The following is a 19646-nucleotide window of genomic DNA, read 5'->3' as shown; positions in this document are numbered from 1 at the left end:
GGCTGCCGCGGCGAGGCCGGGCGCGGGCGGCGCTGCGCCCGCCGCCAAGGCGTCGCCGGCAGCGCTGCGGCTTCGGCGCTGCCGGAGCTGCAGCCAGGCGGAGACGCCCAAAATAAGGGCGCCGATCAGCACGCCCATATATTCATTGCCGATGCCGTAATATCGGGCGCCGATTAACGGATCGTACCCCAGGACGGAGCGCTTCATCGCCTCCGCTCCGGTCCAGCCGTCGAACAGGATCAGCATCGCCGTCCCCAAACCGGCCGCCATTAACATTTTGAGAACGTTGAATTGGGCTAGCAGTAAGCTGCTGACGGCAACAACGGCCGCGAAAGACAATACCGCTGCTCCCGCCGTCATGCTGTCCAGCCATCCCATCACCAGCATGACCGCGGGAGCGGCCAGCACGGCGGCAAGCAGCACGCGGAACGTGAAGCTCCGGCTCTTTCGCCTTTCTTTGCCGAGCCATACGGTGCCGACAAGCGCCGCAAGCAAAATGACGATTTCCAAAAGCGTCCACGAATACAAAAGCTTCGGCCGCAGGCCGTAAATCGTCCGTATCGACGATAGCTCTTTTTGCAAATGCATCAAATTGTCGGAGACGGGAAATGTACCGAGCGGCGAACCCATCCACTCCGAGGGACTTTCCGCGCCGAACAAGCGGGCGATTGAAACCGACATATCGAACATCGTGACGACGCCGGCACGCCGGGTGGAAGCAGATTCAAGCAAGCCGGCAGCTTTGCCTTCCCGGTATACGACAAGCGGCGACAGCCGGTCGAATATGCGGTAGGCCTCGGGATTCCCCTTCGGCGAAAACAGCCACAGCTCCTCTCCGTCGCGCAAGCCGTTTTTTATCCGCCCGAATAATGCGTCCAGCTCGCGAAGAACGTCCCGCTTTTCCTCCTCAAACCGAAGCCGTTCATACCCTTCTTTCTCTTCATATAAACGGTGCAAATCGCCAAGCTCGATGAGACTTAAGGATCCGTTCCGTCTTTTTTGCCACCTTTCCCAAATTTCTTGCGTATTTGCACGCACCCCAAAAGGTCGCTGCGAACCCTCGACGACAATGCCCGGTCCCACTTCGCCATAGTCTACCGCTCCCGAAGCGTCCATCGCCATGAGCGGCGCATAACGCTGCCTCTGAACCGTCCCGCGTTCCGCGTTTCCGCCCAGGTCGGCATTCCCCCAAACATACCGGGCGACGCCGCTGTTCTTGAGCAGCTCTCCAAGCTCTCCGGGTTTGGCTGCATATGACGAACGCGCATTGCTTGCGGCAAGCCTGCTTTGAAAGGGAACAAGCACCTCGCCTTCCGGCGCGCCGCCCGCCCGAAAACGTCGCATCTGCTCCTCAGCAGTCGTTCCCCCGGCGTTCTCCATCCGGTTCCAGCCGTTCGTCTGGGAAGTCATATATGCCGGGCGACCGGCGCCGATCGTTAAATATACGTCTGCAAAACGGTTTCCGGAGAGCCTTGTGTTTACGCCGCCTACCGCCCCGCGCCGGATCGCCTCTTTAATCTCCGGCATTTCGTCCAGCCACGGTTCTCGAAGCTCCTGGAACGACAATCCCGGAACAGTTATGATCGTCAAATCTCGAACCGAAGAGATGGACTCCGCGTGCTGACCGGTTATAATCGCAGAAATCCGATCCGTTCCCGGCAATGCGCTTCGACCGCCGTTATACGAAGCGGCATCGTGCACAGGCAGCTGTGCGCTTACGGAAATAAGCCCTTCAGCGTTTACGACCTCCGGTAGAGGAAGCAGTGCAGCCAGCAGCATAATAACCGCCATACCCAACCACAGCTTCCGAAGCGCGGCGGGGCGGCGGCGCATGACGGCGTTCAACTGCACCGTGATTAAGCAAAACCGAAATCCGCTCAACTAGTTCTCCCCCCTCCACAGCCGCGGCAAAAACCGTAAGCCGCCCCTTAAACTGTGGACAGCTCAGGCAAATTTCTTTTTCATCCACAATGTTGCGAACATCGGTCAGTTCCGACTTTTCCCTTATTTTATCCACAAGCGTTGAGCAAATATTCCAAGCCTTCGCTGCGCGTTCAGCTACAAAAACAACTGCCTAAGCGCAATAGGCGCAAAACAGCCGCATCCAGTCGAGACGGAATAGTCCTGAGGAGCAATATGTCCGTTCGCATTCTGCAGAATTATCGCTCTGACGATCGTCTCCATACCATTTAGTCATGTATGGCGCTTGGGTGTTTCCGGGTTAACGAAGCTGTGCTTAGCTTTCTTAACGGAATTAACAAGTTTGCATCGGGTCAATCGCCGGATTTGCGCTTCCGAAGCCGTCATCTTCGCCCCGCAACTCACATCCGGTCGGTTATCGACATATTCACAGACTTATCCACATATCCCTCCTTGAAGCGAGGGCCATTTTTTCGCAAAATCATTGCCGCATGTGCACAATACGCCTTAGTTGTCCTAGTTATCCACAATTTAAGGTGAAAAAGCTATCCGATTTTCATTAATATAATAAACCCTTAATGCCGTAAGATTTTTTGGGTTTATCCACATTATGCACAAGGGATGTGGATAACATTTATCCACATCCTCTTGGTCCGCCTATCTGAGTCGGCTACTCGGCCTGATTCGAACCGTTTGCGACAAGTAAGGGATACTCCATTTTACCGGCTTCTCACTGCCGATCTTCAACAATGCCTTCACCCGTCACGGCTTCGAAAACCCCATTGAGCTGCACGGAGTAATCCCGCATCAGATCGTAATCGGGATTATAGCCATCATGGTCCGGCATCGTTTCCGCGACCGTGCTTTGATCGCCAAACAAGTTGTTCTTACTCTCCTGCATCCTTCCCACCCCTTTCTGGGGTTAGGATTATCCCGTATCGGAACCGCTATCCATGTCGTCAAAAAACTCATTCGCCGCCGAACTGTCGAGGCTGGTGAACCGGATCGCGGACATTGCAAAATGATAATTCGGCAAGTATAAACGCCTATCGGCGTCTTTTTGACGCTGGTGCTTACCGTAGGTTTAGAGCCGCTGGCACGATATCCTTTCTGCCCTGAAATAACGATATTTCATTCATCGCTGGTGCCGTGAAACGGCATGGAAGTCTTATAAACTCAAGGATAACAGCGACGCCTTCCTTTCCGAAGAAAGTGCGGGTTTACCGGGAAATCGAACGATCAGCGGACGATGGGCTTGAAATTTTATAAAAGTCGCGGCCGGCCTGATTGCAAGCGGAGATGTAAGCCTTGGCGACAGCCAGCAAAATATCTTCGTCCACCCCGCTGCCTCGATAAGTAACATGATCCGCTTCGATCGTCACTTCCGCCTCGCCCCCGGCCGATTCTCCGGAAGCTATCGAATGCAGCTCCAAATCGACAAAATCGACGTCGAACGGCATCGCCTGCTTGATCGCGCGGACAACCGCCTCGATCGGCCCCCTGCCTATTGCCGTATAAGCGGACGACTCGCCGGAATGGCGGTTCCGCACGGTTGCGGAGGCGACGCGGCTGCGTTCGCTGCCGGACATGACCTGCATATCGACAAGCTCGAACGCGTCGATTGCCGTCACGCCGCCTGCTCCGGCCATTTCCGCCAGCTCGCCGTCGCTGACGATCTTTTGCTCGTCCGCCTTGGCGATGAACCGCGTGTACACATCCTCCAGCTGCGCATCGCTCAGCTTAACGCCGAACTGCTCGATACGATGTTTAATCGCATGGCGTCCGGAGTGCTTGCCCAGCACGATCATATTGCGCGGAATACCCATTTGCTCGGGATCCATGATTTCGTACGTATTGCGGTTTTTCAACAAGCCGTCCTGATGGATGCCGGACTCGTGCCGGAACGCATTGCGGCCGACAATCGGCTTATTGAATGCGATCGGGAAATGCATCGCCCGGCTGACCATCCGGGACGTGTTATAAATCTCGGCAATGTTGACGTTCGTTTCGACGCCCAGCGTCTGTTTGCGCGTCTCGATCGCCATGACAAGCTCCTCCAACGACGTGTTTCCGGCACGTTCGCCGATGCCGTTAACCGTCACCTCCACATAGGAGACTCCCGCTTGAATAGCCGCTATGCTGTTAGCTACAGCCAGCCCCAGATCGTTATGCACATGGCAGCTGTATTCTACCGTATCGCCTCCCCGGACCTGGTTGCGGACTTTCGTGAACAATCCCCCGTACTCCTCCGGCAGCGCATATCCCATCGTGTCCGGAATATTGATAATCGTCGCACCTTCGGCAATAACGGCCTCGACCAGCTCCATGACGAATTCCTCGCCGGAGCGTGTCGCATCCATCGGGGAAAATTCGATGCGCTCCGCGAACTGCTTGCCGTAAGCGACCATGCTGCGTGCCAGTTCGATCACTTGATCGCGCGTTTTTTTCAACTGGAAATTCAGATGAATGTCCGAGGAGGAAACGAACAGGTGAAGCCGCCGTTTGGCCGCATCGGCCGTCGCTTTTACCGCCGCATCGATGTCCGCTTTGACGCAGCGCGCGAAGCCGCAAATTTCGACGGTTTGAATTTGTCTCGAAATGGTCTGCACCGCCTCGAAATCGCCGGGGCTCGATATCGGGAATCCCGGCTCGATAACGTCGACGCCCAGCTTCGCCAGCTGGTGCGCGATTTTAATCTTCTGCTCCTTCGTCAACGTGGCTCCCGGCGACTGCTCGCCATCCCGCAAAGTCGTATCGAAAATATGAATTTTTCTCATGTAAATCAGCCTCTTTTCGGATTTTTATGGGTAAAACAAAAAGCCCGCCGCCGCTCGCCGATCCAATCTGCTATTACGCAGTCGATCCGGCAAGAGACGACAGGCTGCCCTATCGCGGTACCACTCTTGTTGGTTCTGATCCGGTCAAACCGGAATGAACCCTCCTCATTGCGACGCAACGTTCCGCGTTATGGCATCCGCAGCTAGCGTTTCCGCTTACCGCAGTCCGCCCTTCGGCCGTGCATCGCATACCCGATATCGGGGGTTAACCGTCAAAACGTACTCCCTCTTCCGCTTCATTTCGACGCCGTTTTTACGGTGCGACGTTTTAGTCAGCGTACAGTCCGGTTTCCGTCTTGCCGCTCCCGGGCGAGCTTCGGCTAAGCATCCGCTGCGTCGCACCGACCCGCAGCTCTCTGAACGAATGCTTTTGCCTACTGTTCCCGTTCTTCGCGTTTGATGATTGTGTTAAGCGTTACTTCCTTCTGCCGATATAGAGGAGATGGGAGGACATCCCCAAAATCGAAGATTCCTCGGCCATCCCGATAAGCAGCCCGATCAGCTTCTCATAGCCGCCGTCTCCTTTTTCCTGCCAATACGCGATATGTTCGTTTGTCAGCATGCTGCCAAGGTTCGTCGATCCGAGCAGCGTTATCGTCTCGAAGCCGCTCTCTTCCATATCCGGCACAATGCGCTCCGCCTCGAAAAAGTACGCCCCGGTGTACCTGCCCTCGTCCGCATGGTCGAAGCAGCCCGTTTGCTGGAACGTTATGATCTGATCGATACTGTTAAAAGGCGGCCAATGCTCGGGGTGCAGCAGCGTGTTAAGCGTCCAATTTTGACGGGACCTGACCGCTATAAAAACGATCCCTCCCGGCTTCGTTACCCGCCGAAGCTCCGTTAAAGCCGCCCGGCGATCCTCTTCCTGCTGCAGGTGATACAGCGGCCCCATCATTAGGGCAGCGTCAAAATAAAGATTGGGAATGCCCGCCAACTCTCTAGCATCCCTCACGTGAAAGCCTTCGAAGCGTTCCGAAAACCCAAGCTGCTTCGCCTTCTCTTGAGCCAGCTCAACAAGTCCCGGCGTAAGATCCGTCAGCGTAACGGTATATCCTCGCTTGGCAAGCTCCATCGCATATTTCCCCGGACCCGCCCCGTTATCCAAAACGGCCCCTTTCGCAGGAAGATACTTTTGGATATAGTGCCAGTTGACGATGAATTCAAGAGGCTCGCGCTCCAAGCGCAGCCATTCGTTCACCCCAAATTTGGAGTAATAATCTACGACTTTGCCGTCCATCTCAGCGCCTCCTCCAGTTTGAATTTCATCGCTCTTGCCTCCGAAGAAGCAATACGTCTGCTTGTTGCTGCCGGCACACGATGCGGAACGCCATCCCTTCCGTATATACGCCAATAATAAACGCCATCAAGTCTAAAACTGGGGATTGATGAAGACCTTGCTACCAAAGCAAACACAGATATCGTAATGGTTATGCACGAACTGTACGCTTAGTGGAGAAAACCTATTGTTTATTAGGCTGTCCTCACTATTCCACTGGCAAAATGCTCGTTCTCGCCCCTTAGTGAGGCAAACACCACTATCAATTTCGTATGACTCACTAATAATTGCGTTTGCCTCATTACCTGACCAAAACATGGGTTTTCGGTTTGAAATAGTGAAGTTCGCCTCACTATTGAAAATATTTTCCTCATTATGAGAGTCTCTATCCGTTGCACGTTCAAATGCCTTACATCCTTGAAATCTACAGTATAAGACTTGGAAGGCTACTCGGATAAACGTTCATGCTGTGGCGCTCATTTTTCGCCTTTGCTGATTATGTTTACCGCATTGTTAGCACCCTTTACGATATTCGCTTTCGCATAAGACAAAAAAGACCCGCCGTCTCCATAAGAGACGACAGGCCGTTGGCTGCCGCGGTACCACTCTTGTTGGCCCTTCGTGCACGAAGGACCCTCCTCGATTGCGATGTGCGCACACCGCAGACCCGATCACGGAGGTAACCCGTCGGAGCATACTTGCCGTCAACGACTCTGCCGCCCAGTATGCAGCAAAACCGCCATCGACTTTTCCGCTCCGCCGCTCCCGGGCGAGTTTCAGGCTCTCTTCGTCTGCGTCGCACCATCCCGCAGCTCTCTGCTCGAAGCCGATACCTTACTGTTCCCGTTCCCAGCGTTTGTCAATTGATGAAATTGAAGTTGATTGTGATTATAGTATGCGTTCGAGTTGCTGTCAATGCATACAAAACAAAGTCAACAAATTTAAAAGCACTCCTTCGCCGCTTATTCCGAATACTTTCGGGGAGTCGTAGGTACCCGCCCCTTCATATAATTTCCTGTACATTGTTAAGAAAAACGCTGACGTGTCCTGGGGTTTGGATCTGTGATTGCATGAGGGGAGAAACGGAGAGGGGACTCCAACCCCCGGTTAAATAGAGTCGAAATTTCTTACTGAATTGGGTGAATTGGGGTACGTACGACTATCTTTGAATTACGGAAATTAAAAAATCGGCCATCAACATGGCCGATCACATATACATCAGATTATACATTAGAACATCGTTAATCCCAGCGAGCATTTTCTCTAGTCACAAGTTGCGGCGCTTCATGGCGGCAGTCGTTACAGCGACCAGCCTTCCAGTGACAGCGAAGACTCGGCCTTCAGGTCAAGCGATGAAAACTTCCCCTGCTCCCATTTCAAAAAGGCGGCCGCCGCAATCATCGCCGCATTGTCCGTGCACAGGCTGAGCGGCGGTGCCAGCAGCGGAATGCCCGCCTTCTCGCAGCGCTCCGCAAGCATGGTACGCAGTCCCCGGTTGGCAGCTACGCCTCCCGCCAGCAGTAGCTGCTTCGCCCCGAATTCCTTGACGGCGCGAATCGCTTTTTCGACGAGCACCTCGATGACCGACTCCTGGAATCCGCGGGCCACATGCGACGGCTCCAGCTTGATCCCCTTCATATTCGCCTGATTAAGCGCGGAAAGCACCGCCGACTTCAAGCCGCTGAAGCTGAAGTCGTACGAATCCGGCTCCAGCCAAGCGCGCGGCATCGTAATCGCGGCATCCGCCTCGTGAGCCAGCCGGTCGATGTGCGGACCGCCCGGATACGGCAAGTGCAGCGCGCGGGCCACCTTGTCGTAAGCCTCACCGGCCGCATCGTCCCTCGTTTGCCCGATAATCCGGAATTTCCCCGGCGCCTCCGAATGAACCAGCTCGGTATGTCCGCCGGAAACAACAAGCGTAATCAGCGGATATTCCAGCTTATGAACAAGCTGATTCGCATAAATATGACCGGCAATATGATGTACCCCGATCAGCGGCAGCTGCAGCGAGTAAGCCAGCGATTTCGCCGCCACAACCCCGACCAGCAGCGCGCCGATCAAACCCGGGCCTTGGGTAACCGCAATTGCCGACAGGTCGCCAAGCTTTACGCCGGACTTGTCGACCGCCTGCTCGATGATGCGCGTGATCGTTTCCACATGCTTGCGGGAAGCGACCTCGGGAACGACGCCGCCGAATTTTTGATGCGTTTCGATCTGGCTCGATACGACGTTTGCCAGCACTTCCGTTCCATTCCTGACGATCGCTACCGACGTTTCGTCGCAGCTCGTTTCAATTGCAAGAATGCAGCCCGCGGAACCCGGCTGCCGTTCGTTGTCCATCATCGTTTTTCACTCGTTTCAGTAAGTTCAATTGGAGTATGCCGGTCAATTCGTTCGGGCAAGGAGATCCGCCCACATGATGATCGCATCCTCGTTATTGTCCGAATAATAAGCTTTGCGCAGCCCGGACGCGCGAAAACCGAGCTTTTCGTAAAGGTTCTGGGCGATCCGGTTCGATACGCGAACCTCCAGCGTCATTTTGGCGGCGCCGAAAAAGCGGGCCGTCTTCATAACTTCCCGCATGAGCCTCTCGCCGAGCTTCTGCCCTCTGTACTTGCCGCGCACGGCGATATTCGTCACATGGGCTTCGTCGATAATGACCCACATGCCGGCGTAACCCGCAATTTCGCCGTTGCATTCCATGACCATATACCGCGCAAAATGATTATTGGTCAATTCGTTATAAAACGCCGCCGAAGTCCAAGGGGTCGTAAACGCTTCCTGTTCGATGGCGCAAATCGTTTCGATATCGTCGAGCTGCATGCTCCGGAATTCCAATGACTGCTGCGGATGGAAATCGAGCTGTCCTTCCATGGCCATGTTTCCCCTTCCCGGTCCGTTGTCCGGTTCTTATTTGCTGCGGGCTTGGGCGTGACCNCGGTTCTTATTTGCTGCGGGCTTGGGCGTGACCGAACACCCACTCAGGGTCATCTTTCACCGCCTTTTCGCCCCCTGCTTCGTTCCGTTTGCTTGACGTACCCCCCGTACGCCTTCACAAACGCGCCTTGCATGGAACGAAAATTCGGCAAAATCTGCTCCCCTCGGAGTATTCAGACACGCCCTAACAGATTATTTTCCGCTTCCGTAAGCTGTGTGTAGTTGGGCAGCAGCCCGTGCGCATCCGACGGAGCCCCTTCCGCAAGCAGCGGGAAAGCCAATCTTCCGACAGCGGAAGCCTTCATGGCAAAGGGCTGCGATGCGACGTCTCCGCTCCACGACTCGGCCAGTCTGCCGATTATCGCGCGAAACGGTTCGACATCCCCTATAAACACGATGCGGGCAGGCACCTGCCCGCTCCCCTCCGCCATCTCCTGCAAAACGGCCGCCCACGGCTCCATCAGTTGGATGCCGTCCGACCGCATTCGCGTCCAAGAGAAGGCATCGCTTTCCGCCTCGTGATTCACATCTGATGTATATCTCCGTTCATTCCGTTCAAATAAACCGGTATACACTTGTCCCCGGCGAGCATCCATGAGCGGCACGAACCATGTACGCAACGAATCCTTGTTTGCGTTAACGGTTAACGGCGTTAATTCGCCGGCTTCCTTACCGGCACCAATCGCCATTGCTTCAGCCGGGGCTTCATGCCCATCCGCTCGAAACAGCTCCCGGGCCGCTCCATAGGCAAGCGCTTCTAGGCTGGAAACGCCGTAAACTGGCTTTTGCAGCGTCCAAGCCATCGTCTTGGCCACCGTCACCCCGATTCGCACTCCGGTGTACGAGCCCGGACCGACGCCAACCGCTAGCCCGTCCAAATCGGCAGGAAGCAGGCCGTTTTCGCTCAGCAGCTCCTGTATGGTCGGCATCAGGTATAACGAATGATTCCGTTCCGACATGTTATGGCGTTCGCCAAGCATGGTCGAGCCTTCAAACAGCGCTACAGTCATCGTTGCGGTCGACGTATCGATCGCGAGCATTCGTCCCTCCGCTCTCGCCGGTTCGCCGTTCCTTTGTTGATCGGTTATCGTCATAGTCCGTTCTCCTTCAGTCCGGCGCACCAATCCGCATATTTGCGCCCGTACGCCGTCAACCGGAACGTCCGCTCGGCCGGCCCGTCCGTCTCGATGTATATAGCAATCCGCTCTTCGGGAAGCATGGGCTCGATCAAACTGGCCCATTCCACAAGCGTAACCCCGTCGCCGTAAAAATAATCGTCGAGCCCGAGCTCGTCCGCTTCTAACAACGACAACCGGTACACATCCATATGATAAAGCGGGAGCGATCGTCCCTCGTATTCTTTAATAATCGTAAACGTAGGGCTGTTCACGACGCCGGGGACGCCCATCGCTGCGGCGATTGCCTGGGAGAACGTCGTTTTGCCCGCGCCAAGATCGCCGTCAAGCGCCACTACCGTGCCCGCCTCCAAGCGCGCCGCCAGAGCGGCAGCCAGCAGCTTGGTCTCCTCCAAGGAATTCGCCTGATAGTCAAACCTCATCTCCACCGCCATCTTCCCACCCCAAACTCATGCAAAATGGTTGTATCCTTTCTTATCGAGCGTCTCCGTCCGCCCGTCGCTGCTGCGCATTCGAACGCCGGCGAACGAGTCCGTCACCTCGCCGATAACGGTAAAAGGCAGCCCTGTCGCCTGTACGGCGCCGCCAACCTGCTCCGCGTACATCCGCGGCATCGTGCCGATCAGCTCGTAATCCTCGCCCCCGAACAGCAGCCAGTCCAGCGGATTTCGCCGCGTTTCGGCGGCATAAGCCGTCATATCCGGATGTACGGGCAGAGACGCTTCATCCAGCCAAATACCGCATGCCGACGCTTCGGCGATCTCCCACGCTTCGCTGGCGACGCCATCGCTGACATCGTTCAGCGCATGGCACCGCCCCGACAAAAGCAGAATGCGTCCCGCTTCTACGCGGGGCAGCGGTCGGCGATGCGCGCGCACGAGCGTTTCGAGCGGCTGCGCGAACGTCTCGTCCGGATCGGACGCGACGGCGCGCCCAAGTAAGTAATCAAGGCCGGCCGCCGAGCAGCCTGGCCAGCCGGTGACGAAAACGATGTCGCCGGGACGCGCAGCCGAACGCATCAGCGCGCGCCCGGGCTCCGCTTCCCCTACGGCGGTTACCGATATGACCAAGCTTTCCGGGCTTGATGTCGTATCGCCGCCGATAACGGCCACGCCGAATGCATCGGCGCAGGCGTACAAGCCTTCGTAAAGCTCATTTACCGCCGTCACAGGCAGCCGCTTCGGGATGCTTATCGACACGAGCGCATGGCGCGGCGCAGCGCCCATGGCGGCGATATCGCTCACGGCCGCCGCCATTGCTTTGAAGCCGACGTCGGCGCTGTTCATCGTAATTGTTTTGAAATGGACGTCCTGCACCATCGTATCGCAGGACATCACCGTATGTTGTCCGGGACTCGGCGCCGTAACGGCCGAATCGTCGCCGATGCCGACGACGACGCCGTTCTTCGATAGGAGCTCCCTAGACTGTCTTCCGTGCGTAAGCGAACGGATCAAGCCAAACTCATCCATTTGCGTCCTCCGCTTTCTTATTGTCCCTATTATAGCGGTCTCCGGGAACAGCCGCAACAAATGTGCGGCTTCTCAAAACGACGTTTCTGTACAAAAAAATCAGGGTGCTTTCGAAGGAGCCGCGTTTATCCCCGGAAATCGGTGCTCCTCTTTTCTCATAAATTGAAAAAAGCCCGGCAGTAAATGCCCGGGCTTCCTCTATATGATCTAATCTTCCTGCAGCTCTTCGACATGCACGGTTCGCATATCGGCAGCGTTGTTCGTATCGTGCACGCGCGCCATTTGCTTCGTGGCGTCGACGCTGTCGATCCACACTTTTTTCCCGTTGTGGCTAACGGTAATCTCTTGTTTTCCGGTCAATATTTCCGTCGCCCGGTTTACATCCATGTTCGATATCCTCCTAAGCAAAATCATATCGCTTTTTTTGCGTTGCTAACGCTCTTATGCAAATTAATCGACGTCCGATTCGCGGCCGTCCATCGTATCCGTCGTCGAATCGTCGATCAGCCCGTTTCCAAGCGTGACTTGTCCGCCGCCAAGCCCCTCGTTGACCATACGGTCGATATCCATAAAGTTGGCGTCCCTGCCTTCGTAAATGGAATCGTCCAGCGAATTGTTTTTCGTCGGCTCTTTGTCCGTCATGGGTACACCTCCTTTATGATGTAGTTGCGCACAGCGGGAAATGGTTTTCCGGCATTCGCCTTTCCCTAACATTCCCGGCGTTCCGCATATCCATTCACGATCGGCATACGCTTATATAGGATACGATTCGCTTCCCCGGCCGAAAAAAACTCAGGCTTGTACAAAAACCCCTTCTTTCCGCCAGATACATTACTAAAAGCGCCGGATGTTGGAGAAACTAGTGATGGAAGCTAGTTTTTTTTGAAAATCGCTTTTGTTAAGAGATTCGCCTCCTTCACAGCTGACGGACGGCGGACTGCAATCGAAACGTTAAGTCGCTATTGTTATCGGAAATCATTTTAAGGAGGTACACGCACGATGCATACCGTATGGAAAGGCGCGATCAGCTTCGGCCTCGTTCACGTCCCGGTCAAAATGTTCGCCGCAACCGAAGAAAAAGATATTGCGATGCGGATGATCCACAAGCCATGCACGACGCCGCTCTCGTATGTGCGCAAATGCTCGACCTGCGAAACCGAGGTGGAATGGGAAGAAATTACGAAAGGCTACGAGTACGAGCCAGGCCGTTTTGTGCTGTTCGATAAGGACGAGCTGGAGAGCTTAGCGGGCGAAGCTACTAAAGAAATTAAAATTTTGGACTTCGTCGACCTGGAGGAAATCGATCCGATCTATTTCCAGAAAACCTACTACCTAGCCCCCGGCGATACCGGTGCAGGCGCGTACAGCCTGCTTCACGAAGCGCTCCACCAGACGGGTAAAATCGGGCTGGCCACCGTCTCCATCCGCTCCAAAAGCAGCCTCGCAGCCATACGGATCGTCGATCGCTGCATCGTTATGGAGACGATCTTTTATCCGGACGAAATTCGCCCTGTCGCGCAAGTGCCCAATTTACCGGAGGTGCCGAAGGTGAACGAGAAAGAGCTGACGATGGCCAAAATGCTGATCGAACAGCTATCCGTTCCGTTCGAGCCCGAAAAATATACGGACGAATACCGAAGCGCCCTGCTTGAAGCGATTGACCGCAAAGTTTCCGGTCAGGAAATACAAGCGGCGCCGCAGCAGCAGCGGACGAACGTCATCGATCTGATGGCTGCGCTGCAGGCGAGCCTCGATGCCGTCAAGCCGGGCGGCGTCGTTCCGACGGAAGCCGCCAAAGCAGCGCCGAAGGCCAAATCGTCCAAAGCCTCCAAAGCGAAGGACGAGAAGCCGGACGGCAGCGAAGCGCCGGTTACCGCTCCGAAGGCCAAGAAGGGCAAAGGCAAATCCGATTTGCAGGAAACGGTCGGTTCGTAACATGAAGCTGCCAGGGGCACCGATGCAGCCGATATCGGAGGATCGAATTCCGGAAGGGACGGAATGGGGCTACCAGCTCAAATGGGACGGCGTCCGCCTGCTTGCCGTCGTCAACAATGGCGACGTCAAGCTGTACTCGCGCGCCATGCTGCTCAAGAACGACACGTATCCCGAGCTCGTCGCCGCACTTGCGAAGCTGAAGGGAAAGCTCCTGCTCGACGGCGAAGCGATCGTATTCGACCCGGTTAGGAAGCGTCCCGTCTTCCAACTGGTGCTGCAGAGAGAACGGCTCCGCAACAGGGGAGCCGTTTCGCAATCAATCGGCCGCGATCCGGCCGCTTACGTGATGTTCGACGTGCTGCATGACGGAACGGACGACTTGCGGCACCTCCCTTTTGCCGAACGGCACGAACGGCTGCAGCGGCTGTTTCCGGAGCCCGGCGAGCGGCTCATGACGACCGAGCTGTACAGCGACGGACGATCACTATGGCAGTGGGTCGAAGCGAACGAATGGGAAGGAATCGTCACCAAACGGCTGTCTAGTCCATACCGCGAGGGCAAAAAGCACCGCGATTGGTTCAAGAAGAAGACCGCTCTTCTTCTCGATGTCGATATCGTCGGCCTGACGTATCGCAGCGGCCGGGTCGCCAGTCTTGTGATGGTGCGGAACGGCGCCTACTTCGGCCGCATCTCGCTCGGGCTCACCGAGGAAATGAAAGCCCTTCTTCTTGCCTTCGCGGAAAGCGGACAAGGGAGCTCGCCGTTCGCCCAGCTCCCCTCCGACTTGAAGGGCGAACGGGTGCTGTGGCTGCCCAAGCCGCTCTCCTGCAAAGCTACCGGGCTTGAGATTACCGATGCCGGGCTGCTGCGCCACCCGAAAATCGTCTCCTTCAACAGCTAATAATACGGATAAACGGAGCGTGATACGCGGTGGCCGTCAAATTTAAAAGCACCAAAGGCGTCGTATTTATCGAGGGGCACGAAATCACGATTACGAACCCGGATAAGCCGTTTTGGCCGGAGCAGGGCATCACGAAGGTCATGTACCTTCAGAAGCTGCTCGCGCTCGCGCCCTATTTGCTGCGCTACACCCGCAACCGGTACTTGACGACGATCCGCTTCCCTCACGGGTACGGGGACAAATCGTTTTATCAGAAAAATGCGCCGGAGCCGCTGCCCCCATACGTCAATACCGCGATGCTGGAAAAGATCAACTACGTCGTACTCGATTCGGTTCCTACGCTTATTTGGCTCGGCAATCTTGCCTGCCTTGAGTTCCATCCGTCCTTCCACTATGTAGGCGAGGCGGAGCCTGCGGAGTGGGTGCTCGACATCGATCCGTCGCTGGAGGAAGAGCCGCGCATCATGCAGGCTATCCATCTGATCGGCGAAGTGCTGGACTCCCTCGGCATTCAAGCGGTTCCGAAAACATCCGGCGCATCGGGCGTGCAAATTTTCGTTCCGATCAAACGGGGGTATACGTTCGAGCAGCTTCGCTCCATCGGCTTGTTCATCGGACAATATCTCGCGCAGAAGCATCCGAAGCTTTTTACATTGGAGCGGCTTACCAAGAACCGCGGCGACCTGATCTATGTCGACTACCTGCAGCATTGGTACGGCAAAACGCTGGCCGCCCCCTACACGCCAAGGGGCAAAAAATACGCCACGGTATCGACGCCGCTCACCTGGGAGGAAGTCGAGCGCGGCTGCGATCTGCGCGATTTCAATTTATTGACGATCGAGGACCGGCTCCGCGAGAAAGGCGACCTGATCGAGCAAGTCGCGCCGCAATCGCTCGACGCCATTCTCGCGGCGCTGCCGAAGCTATAGCTGCGGCTCCTATGTCGCTGTTTAGGACGTGTGCAAGCTTCCCGACTACCGAGCGAAGATCGGGCAAGCAGCCCCGGCACGCGCTCTATGCCATCTTCGCCGAACTATCTAAACTGCGGCTGTGCTCCCGCTACCGTTGAACGATCATTTGTATGTGATTTTTCATACAGATTCGCCGGAACTACAGCGGAACGAGCAATTGTATGCGGTTTTTCATATATTTCGCCCGAATTATCGTTGAACGATCAATTGTATGCGATATTTCATACAGATTCGTCGGAACTACCGCAGAACAATCATTTGTATGCGATTCTTCACACAGATTCGCCGGAACTACCGCAGAACGAGCAATTGTATGCGATTTTTCATACAGATTCGCCGGAGCTGCCGCGGAATGATCTTTGTATGCGATTTTTCATACAGATTCGTCGGAACTACAGCGGAACGAGCAATTGTATGCGATTTTTCATACAGATTCGCCGGAACTACCGCGGAACGATAGTATGCAGGCAGCACCAAAAAACCCGCAGCATACCGGTTAGGCCAAACTCGCCTTTACCGCAATGTTACGGGTTTTCGTCGCTCTTTTATCGCGAGCGCAGATCAGAACAGCGGCGACAGCAGCCTCGCGACGACCTCTTTGCCCCTCTGCAGCCGGGATCTCTTCTCAAAATTGGCCAGCGTCAGTTCCTTGCTATCCTTCAAATCCTGCACAAAATCGCGCTCCAGTCTATTGATGACACTTTTGTTGAACATAACCGCATTCAGCTCGAAATTGCTGTAGAAGCTTCGCATATCCAGGTTCGCCGTGCCGACGGTGGCAAGCGTATGATCGGCGATCAGCACCTTGGCGTGAATAAATCCCCTTTGATACTGGTAAAAGCGCACGCCCGCCTGCATCAGCTCTTCCAAATACGAAAGCGAAGCCAGATGGACGATTCGCGTATCGGGCACTCCCGGCAGTATGATTCTCACGTCTACGCCGCTGATCGCAGCCGTTTTGAGCGCCATCATGATGCTCGGATCCGGAATAAAATACGGCGTCGCGATATAAACGCGGTTTTTGGCTGTGGAGATGGACGCAAAATAAACCTCCAAAATGGAATCCCAATGCTCGTCCGGCCCGCTTGTCACGATTTGGACCAGCTCTTGGCTATCGCAATCATGCTCCGGATAAAACCGCGGATCGCTCAAATTTTTCCCCGTTACGAAGCTCCAGTCCGTCAGAAACGTATTCTGCAAATAAAAGACGGAGTCCCCCCGCAGCATCAAATGCGTATCCCGCCAAAACCCGAGCTTCTTGTTGCCCCCCAAATATTCGTCTCCGATATTCAAGCCGCCGAGAAAGCCGATCGCTCCGTCGACGACCATCGTCTTGCGGTGATTCCGGTAGTTGAGCCGCTTATCGAACAACGCGATGAAAGGCGGAAGGAAGCAGCCCGTTTCCACGCCCGCTTCCCGCAGCTTACGCACATAGGAATCCGGAAGCTCGTAGCTGCCGACGCCGTCATACAGAAGCCGAACCTTGACGCCTTCGCCGGCTTTGCGGATCATCAAATTTTGGAACTTGCGTCCGATGGCGTCGTCCCGGATCGTATACACCTCGAGATGAATATGATCCTCCGCCTGCTCCATCGCCTCCAGCATCGCCTTATAGGTCGCTTCCGCGTTCGTCAGCACCTTCGTCTCGTTATATTTGGTGACCGGAGAACCCGGCAAATTCCGCAGCAGGCCGAACAGCCTGTGATTATCGAGAATGCTCGGAGCCGCGCTTCCTTCGGACTGTTTGATCCGCGTCGTTTGCCGCAGCAGGTCGCGCCGTATTTCCTTCATGATTTTGCCGTTCTTCCGTCGTACCTTCCGGCGCTGCGTATACCCCTTCGCCAAGAAATAATACATGAGGAATCCGATGACCGGAAAAATAAACAAAATCGACAACCACGCGACGGCTTTGGAAGGGCTTCGAAACTCCGACAGCAAGATCGTTAATATTTGAAAAATGAATAACACGCAAATAAGTGCAAGCCAAAACAACCCGATCCCCCCTATGACGAACAAAACCTAGCTGTCTGATCCAAGTTTACCCAAAAACGGCGGCCAATAAAAGATATACCTTGAATAAGGAACAAAGATAAACGCCTACCGCTTCTTTGACGCAGGCATTTGCCGAGGATTTAGAACCGTTTCCGCGATATTCTTTGCTTGAGAAATTCAAAAAGAGGGCCCCCTAAAGGGCCCCCCTTCCATTTCAGCTCTATGCGTCTCGCGTTAAGCGGCCACGTCGCGCTTGTTGAAAATCGTCCAGGACAGCGCATTGAAAACGATAAAGTATACCGCGAGCACGATGATCGAGAACGTCATCGTCATACCTTCCGCCGGCGGCATGCCATTCAAATAAGGCGTCAGATCCGTATTCATGAACAGCCAATATTTCATCCAGCTGTACTTGTTTACCAGAATGTTGATAGAGGAACCGACGAGCAGCAGAAGCATCGAAAGGCCGATCGCAAGCGAGCTGCTGCGGAATACGGTGGAGATCATGAAAGCCAGCGTTACGACCATAAGCAGTTGTATGCAGCTTAAGCCGTAAATGCCCAGCGTATGCGCGAGCATGCTTCCTTCATGGACGACGCCGTCTTTGCTGGCATATACATACGGCAGGTCGACGCCCGTAAAGCCGTACAGGATGCCGTTGACGATAAACGCCGAGACGAACAGCGTCACCAGCAGCGCCAGTGAAAACAACAGTGTCGCAATATATTTGGACAGCAGTATTTTCGAACGGCTTGCGGGACGGATCAGCAGCAGCTTGATCGTGCCTCCGCCGAATTCGCCTGCTACGATATCGGCTGCCACGATAATCGTGAAAATAGTAACGAGCATAATGAGTATACTCATATCGTTAACGCCGTTCCAAACATTATTGTCCGCAGGCGGTATATCATGCTGCAGCCGGTATTCCCCAACCTTCACGTTCGATTCGAACTGATCTCGCGCGGCTTGAGGCATCGATTTGTCCGCTGCCAGCTGTTTATCCTGCTCGATCTGCCTCTGGACATCGGCTCTCCAACTGTCGCCGGAAACGATATCCTTCACTTTATAAACGATGATCGATGCTCCCGCGGTAATCGCCACGATTAAGGCGATCAATATCCAGGTGCGGATGCGGCGGTATATTTTCATATTTTCGTTCTGAACCAGGTTAAACAATCTGCTCACTCCCCGTCATCTCCAGGAATTTGTCTTCCAGCGATTTGGTCGCGGCCTTGATGCCGAACACTTTGACGCCCGCCTGTACCAGCTTCGCGTTCATCTCCGCGATCTGCTCGCGCTCCAGCTCCGCTTCGATCGAGCCGCTCGCCGTCTGCACGTTCGCTCCCGCGAGTGCGGCTGCGATGACATCCTGCGCTTTGGAAGGATTGTCGACCTCGAATTGCACCGACAGCTTCCCGCCTTCCTCCACGAACTCCTTGATCAGCCGCACGTCGACCAGCTTGCCGTTCTGAATGATCGCCACGCGGTCGCACATGAGCTCCATCTCGGAAAGCAAATGGCTCGATACGACGATCGATATGCCTTCATCGCGCGCCAAACGGCGCAAGTAATCGCGAAGCTCGCGAATTCCCGCAGGATCGAGACCGTTCGTCGGTTCGTCCAAAATAAGCAGCGACGGCTTGTGCAAAATCGCTTGTGCTACGCCGAGACGCTGCCTCATCCCCAGCGAGTACGTTTTTACTTTATCCCGGATTCTGTTCTCGAGCCCGACAAGCTTGATCACCTCGTCAATACGCTGCTTCGTCACGCCCGGCACCATTCTCGCGAAATGAACCAGATTTTGATAGCCGGTCAAATATTTATACATTTCCGGGTTTTCGACAATCGCCCCTACATGCTTGATCGCCTGCTCGAAATGTTTGGTTATGCTATGTCCGCAAATGATGACTTCGCCTTCGGAAATGCTCATCAGACCTACCATCATACGAATCGTTGTCGTTTTCCCCGCTCCGTTCGGGCCTAGAAAACCGAAAACCTCGCCTTTCGGCACATCGAAGGTAAGCCGGTCGATAATCGTTTTTTGTCCGATCCGTTTGGAGACGTTGCGGATTTGGACGATCGGTGTACTCATTGTTTCCCCTCCATCGATGAACTGACGGTTTAGCGTTCAACCGCTGTTCCTTGCTTTACAAGCTTAGACCGCTCTTCCTTCCAAGACGGAACCGAGAACGCAGCCGTTATTCCTCGCCTTACAAGTATAACCGCGATCCGTCACCTTCAAGCAGTGCCGAACGTCATGCCGGCGGTCATG

Annotated in this window: 17 protein-coding genes and 2 other annotated features; of the genes, 3 read left to right on the top strand and 14 right to left on the bottom strand. The window is 54.9% G+C overall.

What is annotated here, in order from left to right; genetic code table 11:
* From DQG23_RS17540 to DQG23_RS17495, 11 genes are all read right to left on the bottom strand, one after another.
* On the bottom strand, window positions 1-1881 hold a 1881-nt coding region (locus tag DQG23_RS17540; protein WP_146762329.1), incomplete at its 3' end, for an alkaline phosphatase family protein.
* A 769-nt stretch (window positions 1882-2650) separates the two neighbouring features.
* Entirely contained in the window at window positions 2651-2821 is a 171-nt protein-coding gene (locus DQG23_RS42170) for a hypothetical protein (RefSeq protein WP_158560574.1), read from the bottom strand.
* A gap of 319 nt (window positions 2822-3140) precedes the next feature.
* Window positions 3141-4697 (bottom strand): 2-isopropylmalate synthase, encoded by a 1557-nt coding sequence (locus DQG23_RS17535; RefSeq protein ID WP_113032158.1) that lies wholly within the window; start codon window positions 4695-4697, stop codon window positions 3141-3143.
* Window positions 4698-4786: 89 nt separating this feature from the next.
* Window positions 4787-5157 (bottom strand) — a binding site (T-box leader).
* A gap of 15 nt (window positions 5158-5172) precedes the next feature.
* Complete coding sequence (locus tag DQG23_RS17530; RefSeq protein WP_113032157.1) at window positions 5173-5994, bottom strand: class I SAM-dependent methyltransferase; 822 nt, start codon at window positions 5992-5994, stop codon at window positions 5173-5175.
* Window positions 5995-6602: 608 nt separating this feature from the next.
* Window positions 6603-6893 (bottom strand) — a binding site (T-box leader).
* A 439-nt stretch (window positions 6894-7332) separates the two neighbouring features.
* Entirely contained in the window at window positions 7333-8376 is a 1044-nt protein-coding gene (tsaD, locus tag DQG23_RS17525; RefSeq protein WP_113032156.1) for a tRNA (adenosine(37)-N6)-threonylcarbamoyltransferase complex transferase subunit TsaD, read from the bottom strand.
* Window positions 8377-8418: 42 nt separating this feature from the next.
* Window positions 8419-8913, bottom strand: a complete 495-nt coding sequence (gene rimI, locus DQG23_RS17520) for a ribosomal protein S18-alanine N-acetyltransferase (protein WP_238177923.1) — start codon at window positions 8911-8913, stop codon at window positions 8419-8421.
* Between the two features lie 230 nt (window positions 8914-9143).
* The gene (gene tsaB / locus DQG23_RS17515; RefSeq protein WP_238177922.1) at window positions 9144-10064 is read right to left on the bottom strand and encodes a tRNA (adenosine(37)-N6)-threonylcarbamoyltransferase complex dimerization subunit type 1 TsaB; all 921 of its coding nucleotides are present in this window, start codon (window positions 10062-10064) and stop codon (window positions 9144-9146) included.
* Window positions 10061-10528, bottom strand: coding sequence for a tRNA (adenosine(37)-N6)-threonylcarbamoyltransferase complex ATPase subunit type 1 TsaE (tsaE, locus tag DQG23_RS17510; RefSeq protein ID WP_113032177.1), 468 nt, complete (start codon window positions 10526-10528; stop codon window positions 10061-10063). Before tsaE ends, tsaB begins: the two co-directional genes overlap by 4 nt.
* A gap of 27 nt (window positions 10529-10555) precedes the next feature.
* Entirely contained in the window at window positions 10556-11575 is a 1020-nt protein-coding gene (gene thiL / locus DQG23_RS17505; RefSeq protein WP_113032155.1) for a thiamine-phosphate kinase, read from the bottom strand.
* Between the two features lie 207 nt (window positions 11576-11782).
* Window positions 11783-11962 carry an H-type small acid-soluble spore protein gene (locus tag DQG23_RS17500; protein WP_113032154.1) on the bottom strand — a complete coding sequence of 60 codons (180 nt, stop codon included), beginning with the start codon at window positions 11960-11962 and terminating at the stop codon, window positions 11783-11785.
* Between the two features lie 63 nt (window positions 11963-12025).
* Window positions 12026-12217, bottom strand: a complete 192-nt coding sequence (locus DQG23_RS17495) for a hypothetical protein (RefSeq protein WP_113032153.1) — start codon at window positions 12215-12217, stop codon at window positions 12026-12028.
* 357 nt (window positions 12218-12574) lie between these two features.
* Between DQG23_RS17495 and ku the strand changes: the two genes are divergently transcribed.
* Genes ku through ligD form a run of 3 tightly spaced genes read left to right on the top strand, consistent with a single transcriptional unit; the run spans window position 12575 to window position 15340 of the window.
* Window positions 12575-13510, top strand: a complete 936-nt coding sequence (gene ku / locus DQG23_RS17490) for a non-homologous end joining protein Ku (RefSeq protein ID WP_113032152.1) — start codon at window positions 12575-12577, stop codon at window positions 13508-13510.
* A gap of 22 nt (window positions 13511-13532) precedes the next feature.
* Window positions 13533-14411: an ATP-dependent DNA ligase gene (locus DQG23_RS17485; RefSeq protein ID WP_238177921.1), complete on the top strand. Its 879-nt coding sequence runs from the start codon at window positions 13533-13535 to the stop codon at window positions 14409-14411.
* A 29-nt stretch (window positions 14412-14440) separates the two neighbouring features.
* Complete coding sequence (gene ligD / locus DQG23_RS17480; protein WP_113032150.1) at window positions 14441-15340, top strand: non-homologous end-joining DNA ligase; 900 nt, start codon at window positions 14441-14443, stop codon at window positions 15338-15340.
* A 603-nt stretch (window positions 15341-15943) separates the two neighbouring features.
* Here the strand turns inward: ligD and cls are convergent.
* From cls to DQG23_RS17460, 3 genes are all read right to left on the bottom strand, one after another.
* Entirely contained in the window at window positions 15944-17374 is a 1431-nt protein-coding gene (gene cls, locus DQG23_RS17470; RefSeq protein WP_113032148.1) for a cardiolipin synthase, read from the bottom strand.
* A 234-nt stretch (window positions 17375-17608) separates the two neighbouring features.
* Window positions 17609-18559 (bottom strand): ABC transporter permease, encoded by a 951-nt coding sequence (locus tag DQG23_RS17465; protein ID WP_113032147.1) that lies wholly within the window; start codon window positions 18557-18559, stop codon window positions 17609-17611.
* A complete protein-coding gene (locus DQG23_RS17460; RefSeq protein ID WP_113032146.1) occupies window positions 18543-19466 on the bottom strand; it encodes an ABC transporter ATP-binding protein in 924 nt (307 codons plus the stop codon). Before DQG23_RS17460 ends, DQG23_RS17465 begins: the two co-directional genes overlap by 17 nt.
* Window positions 19467-19646 lie beyond the last annotated feature (180 nt).

The sequence above is a fragment of the Paenibacillus contaminans genome, assembly GCF_003285015.1.
In the GTDB taxonomy this organism is placed as follows: Bacteria; Bacillota; Bacilli; order Paenibacillales; family NBRC-103111; genus Paenibacillus_V; species Paenibacillus_V contaminans.
The sequence above is the reverse complement of the archived record's forward strand: the minus strand, read 5'-3'. Positions and strand labels throughout refer to the sequence as shown.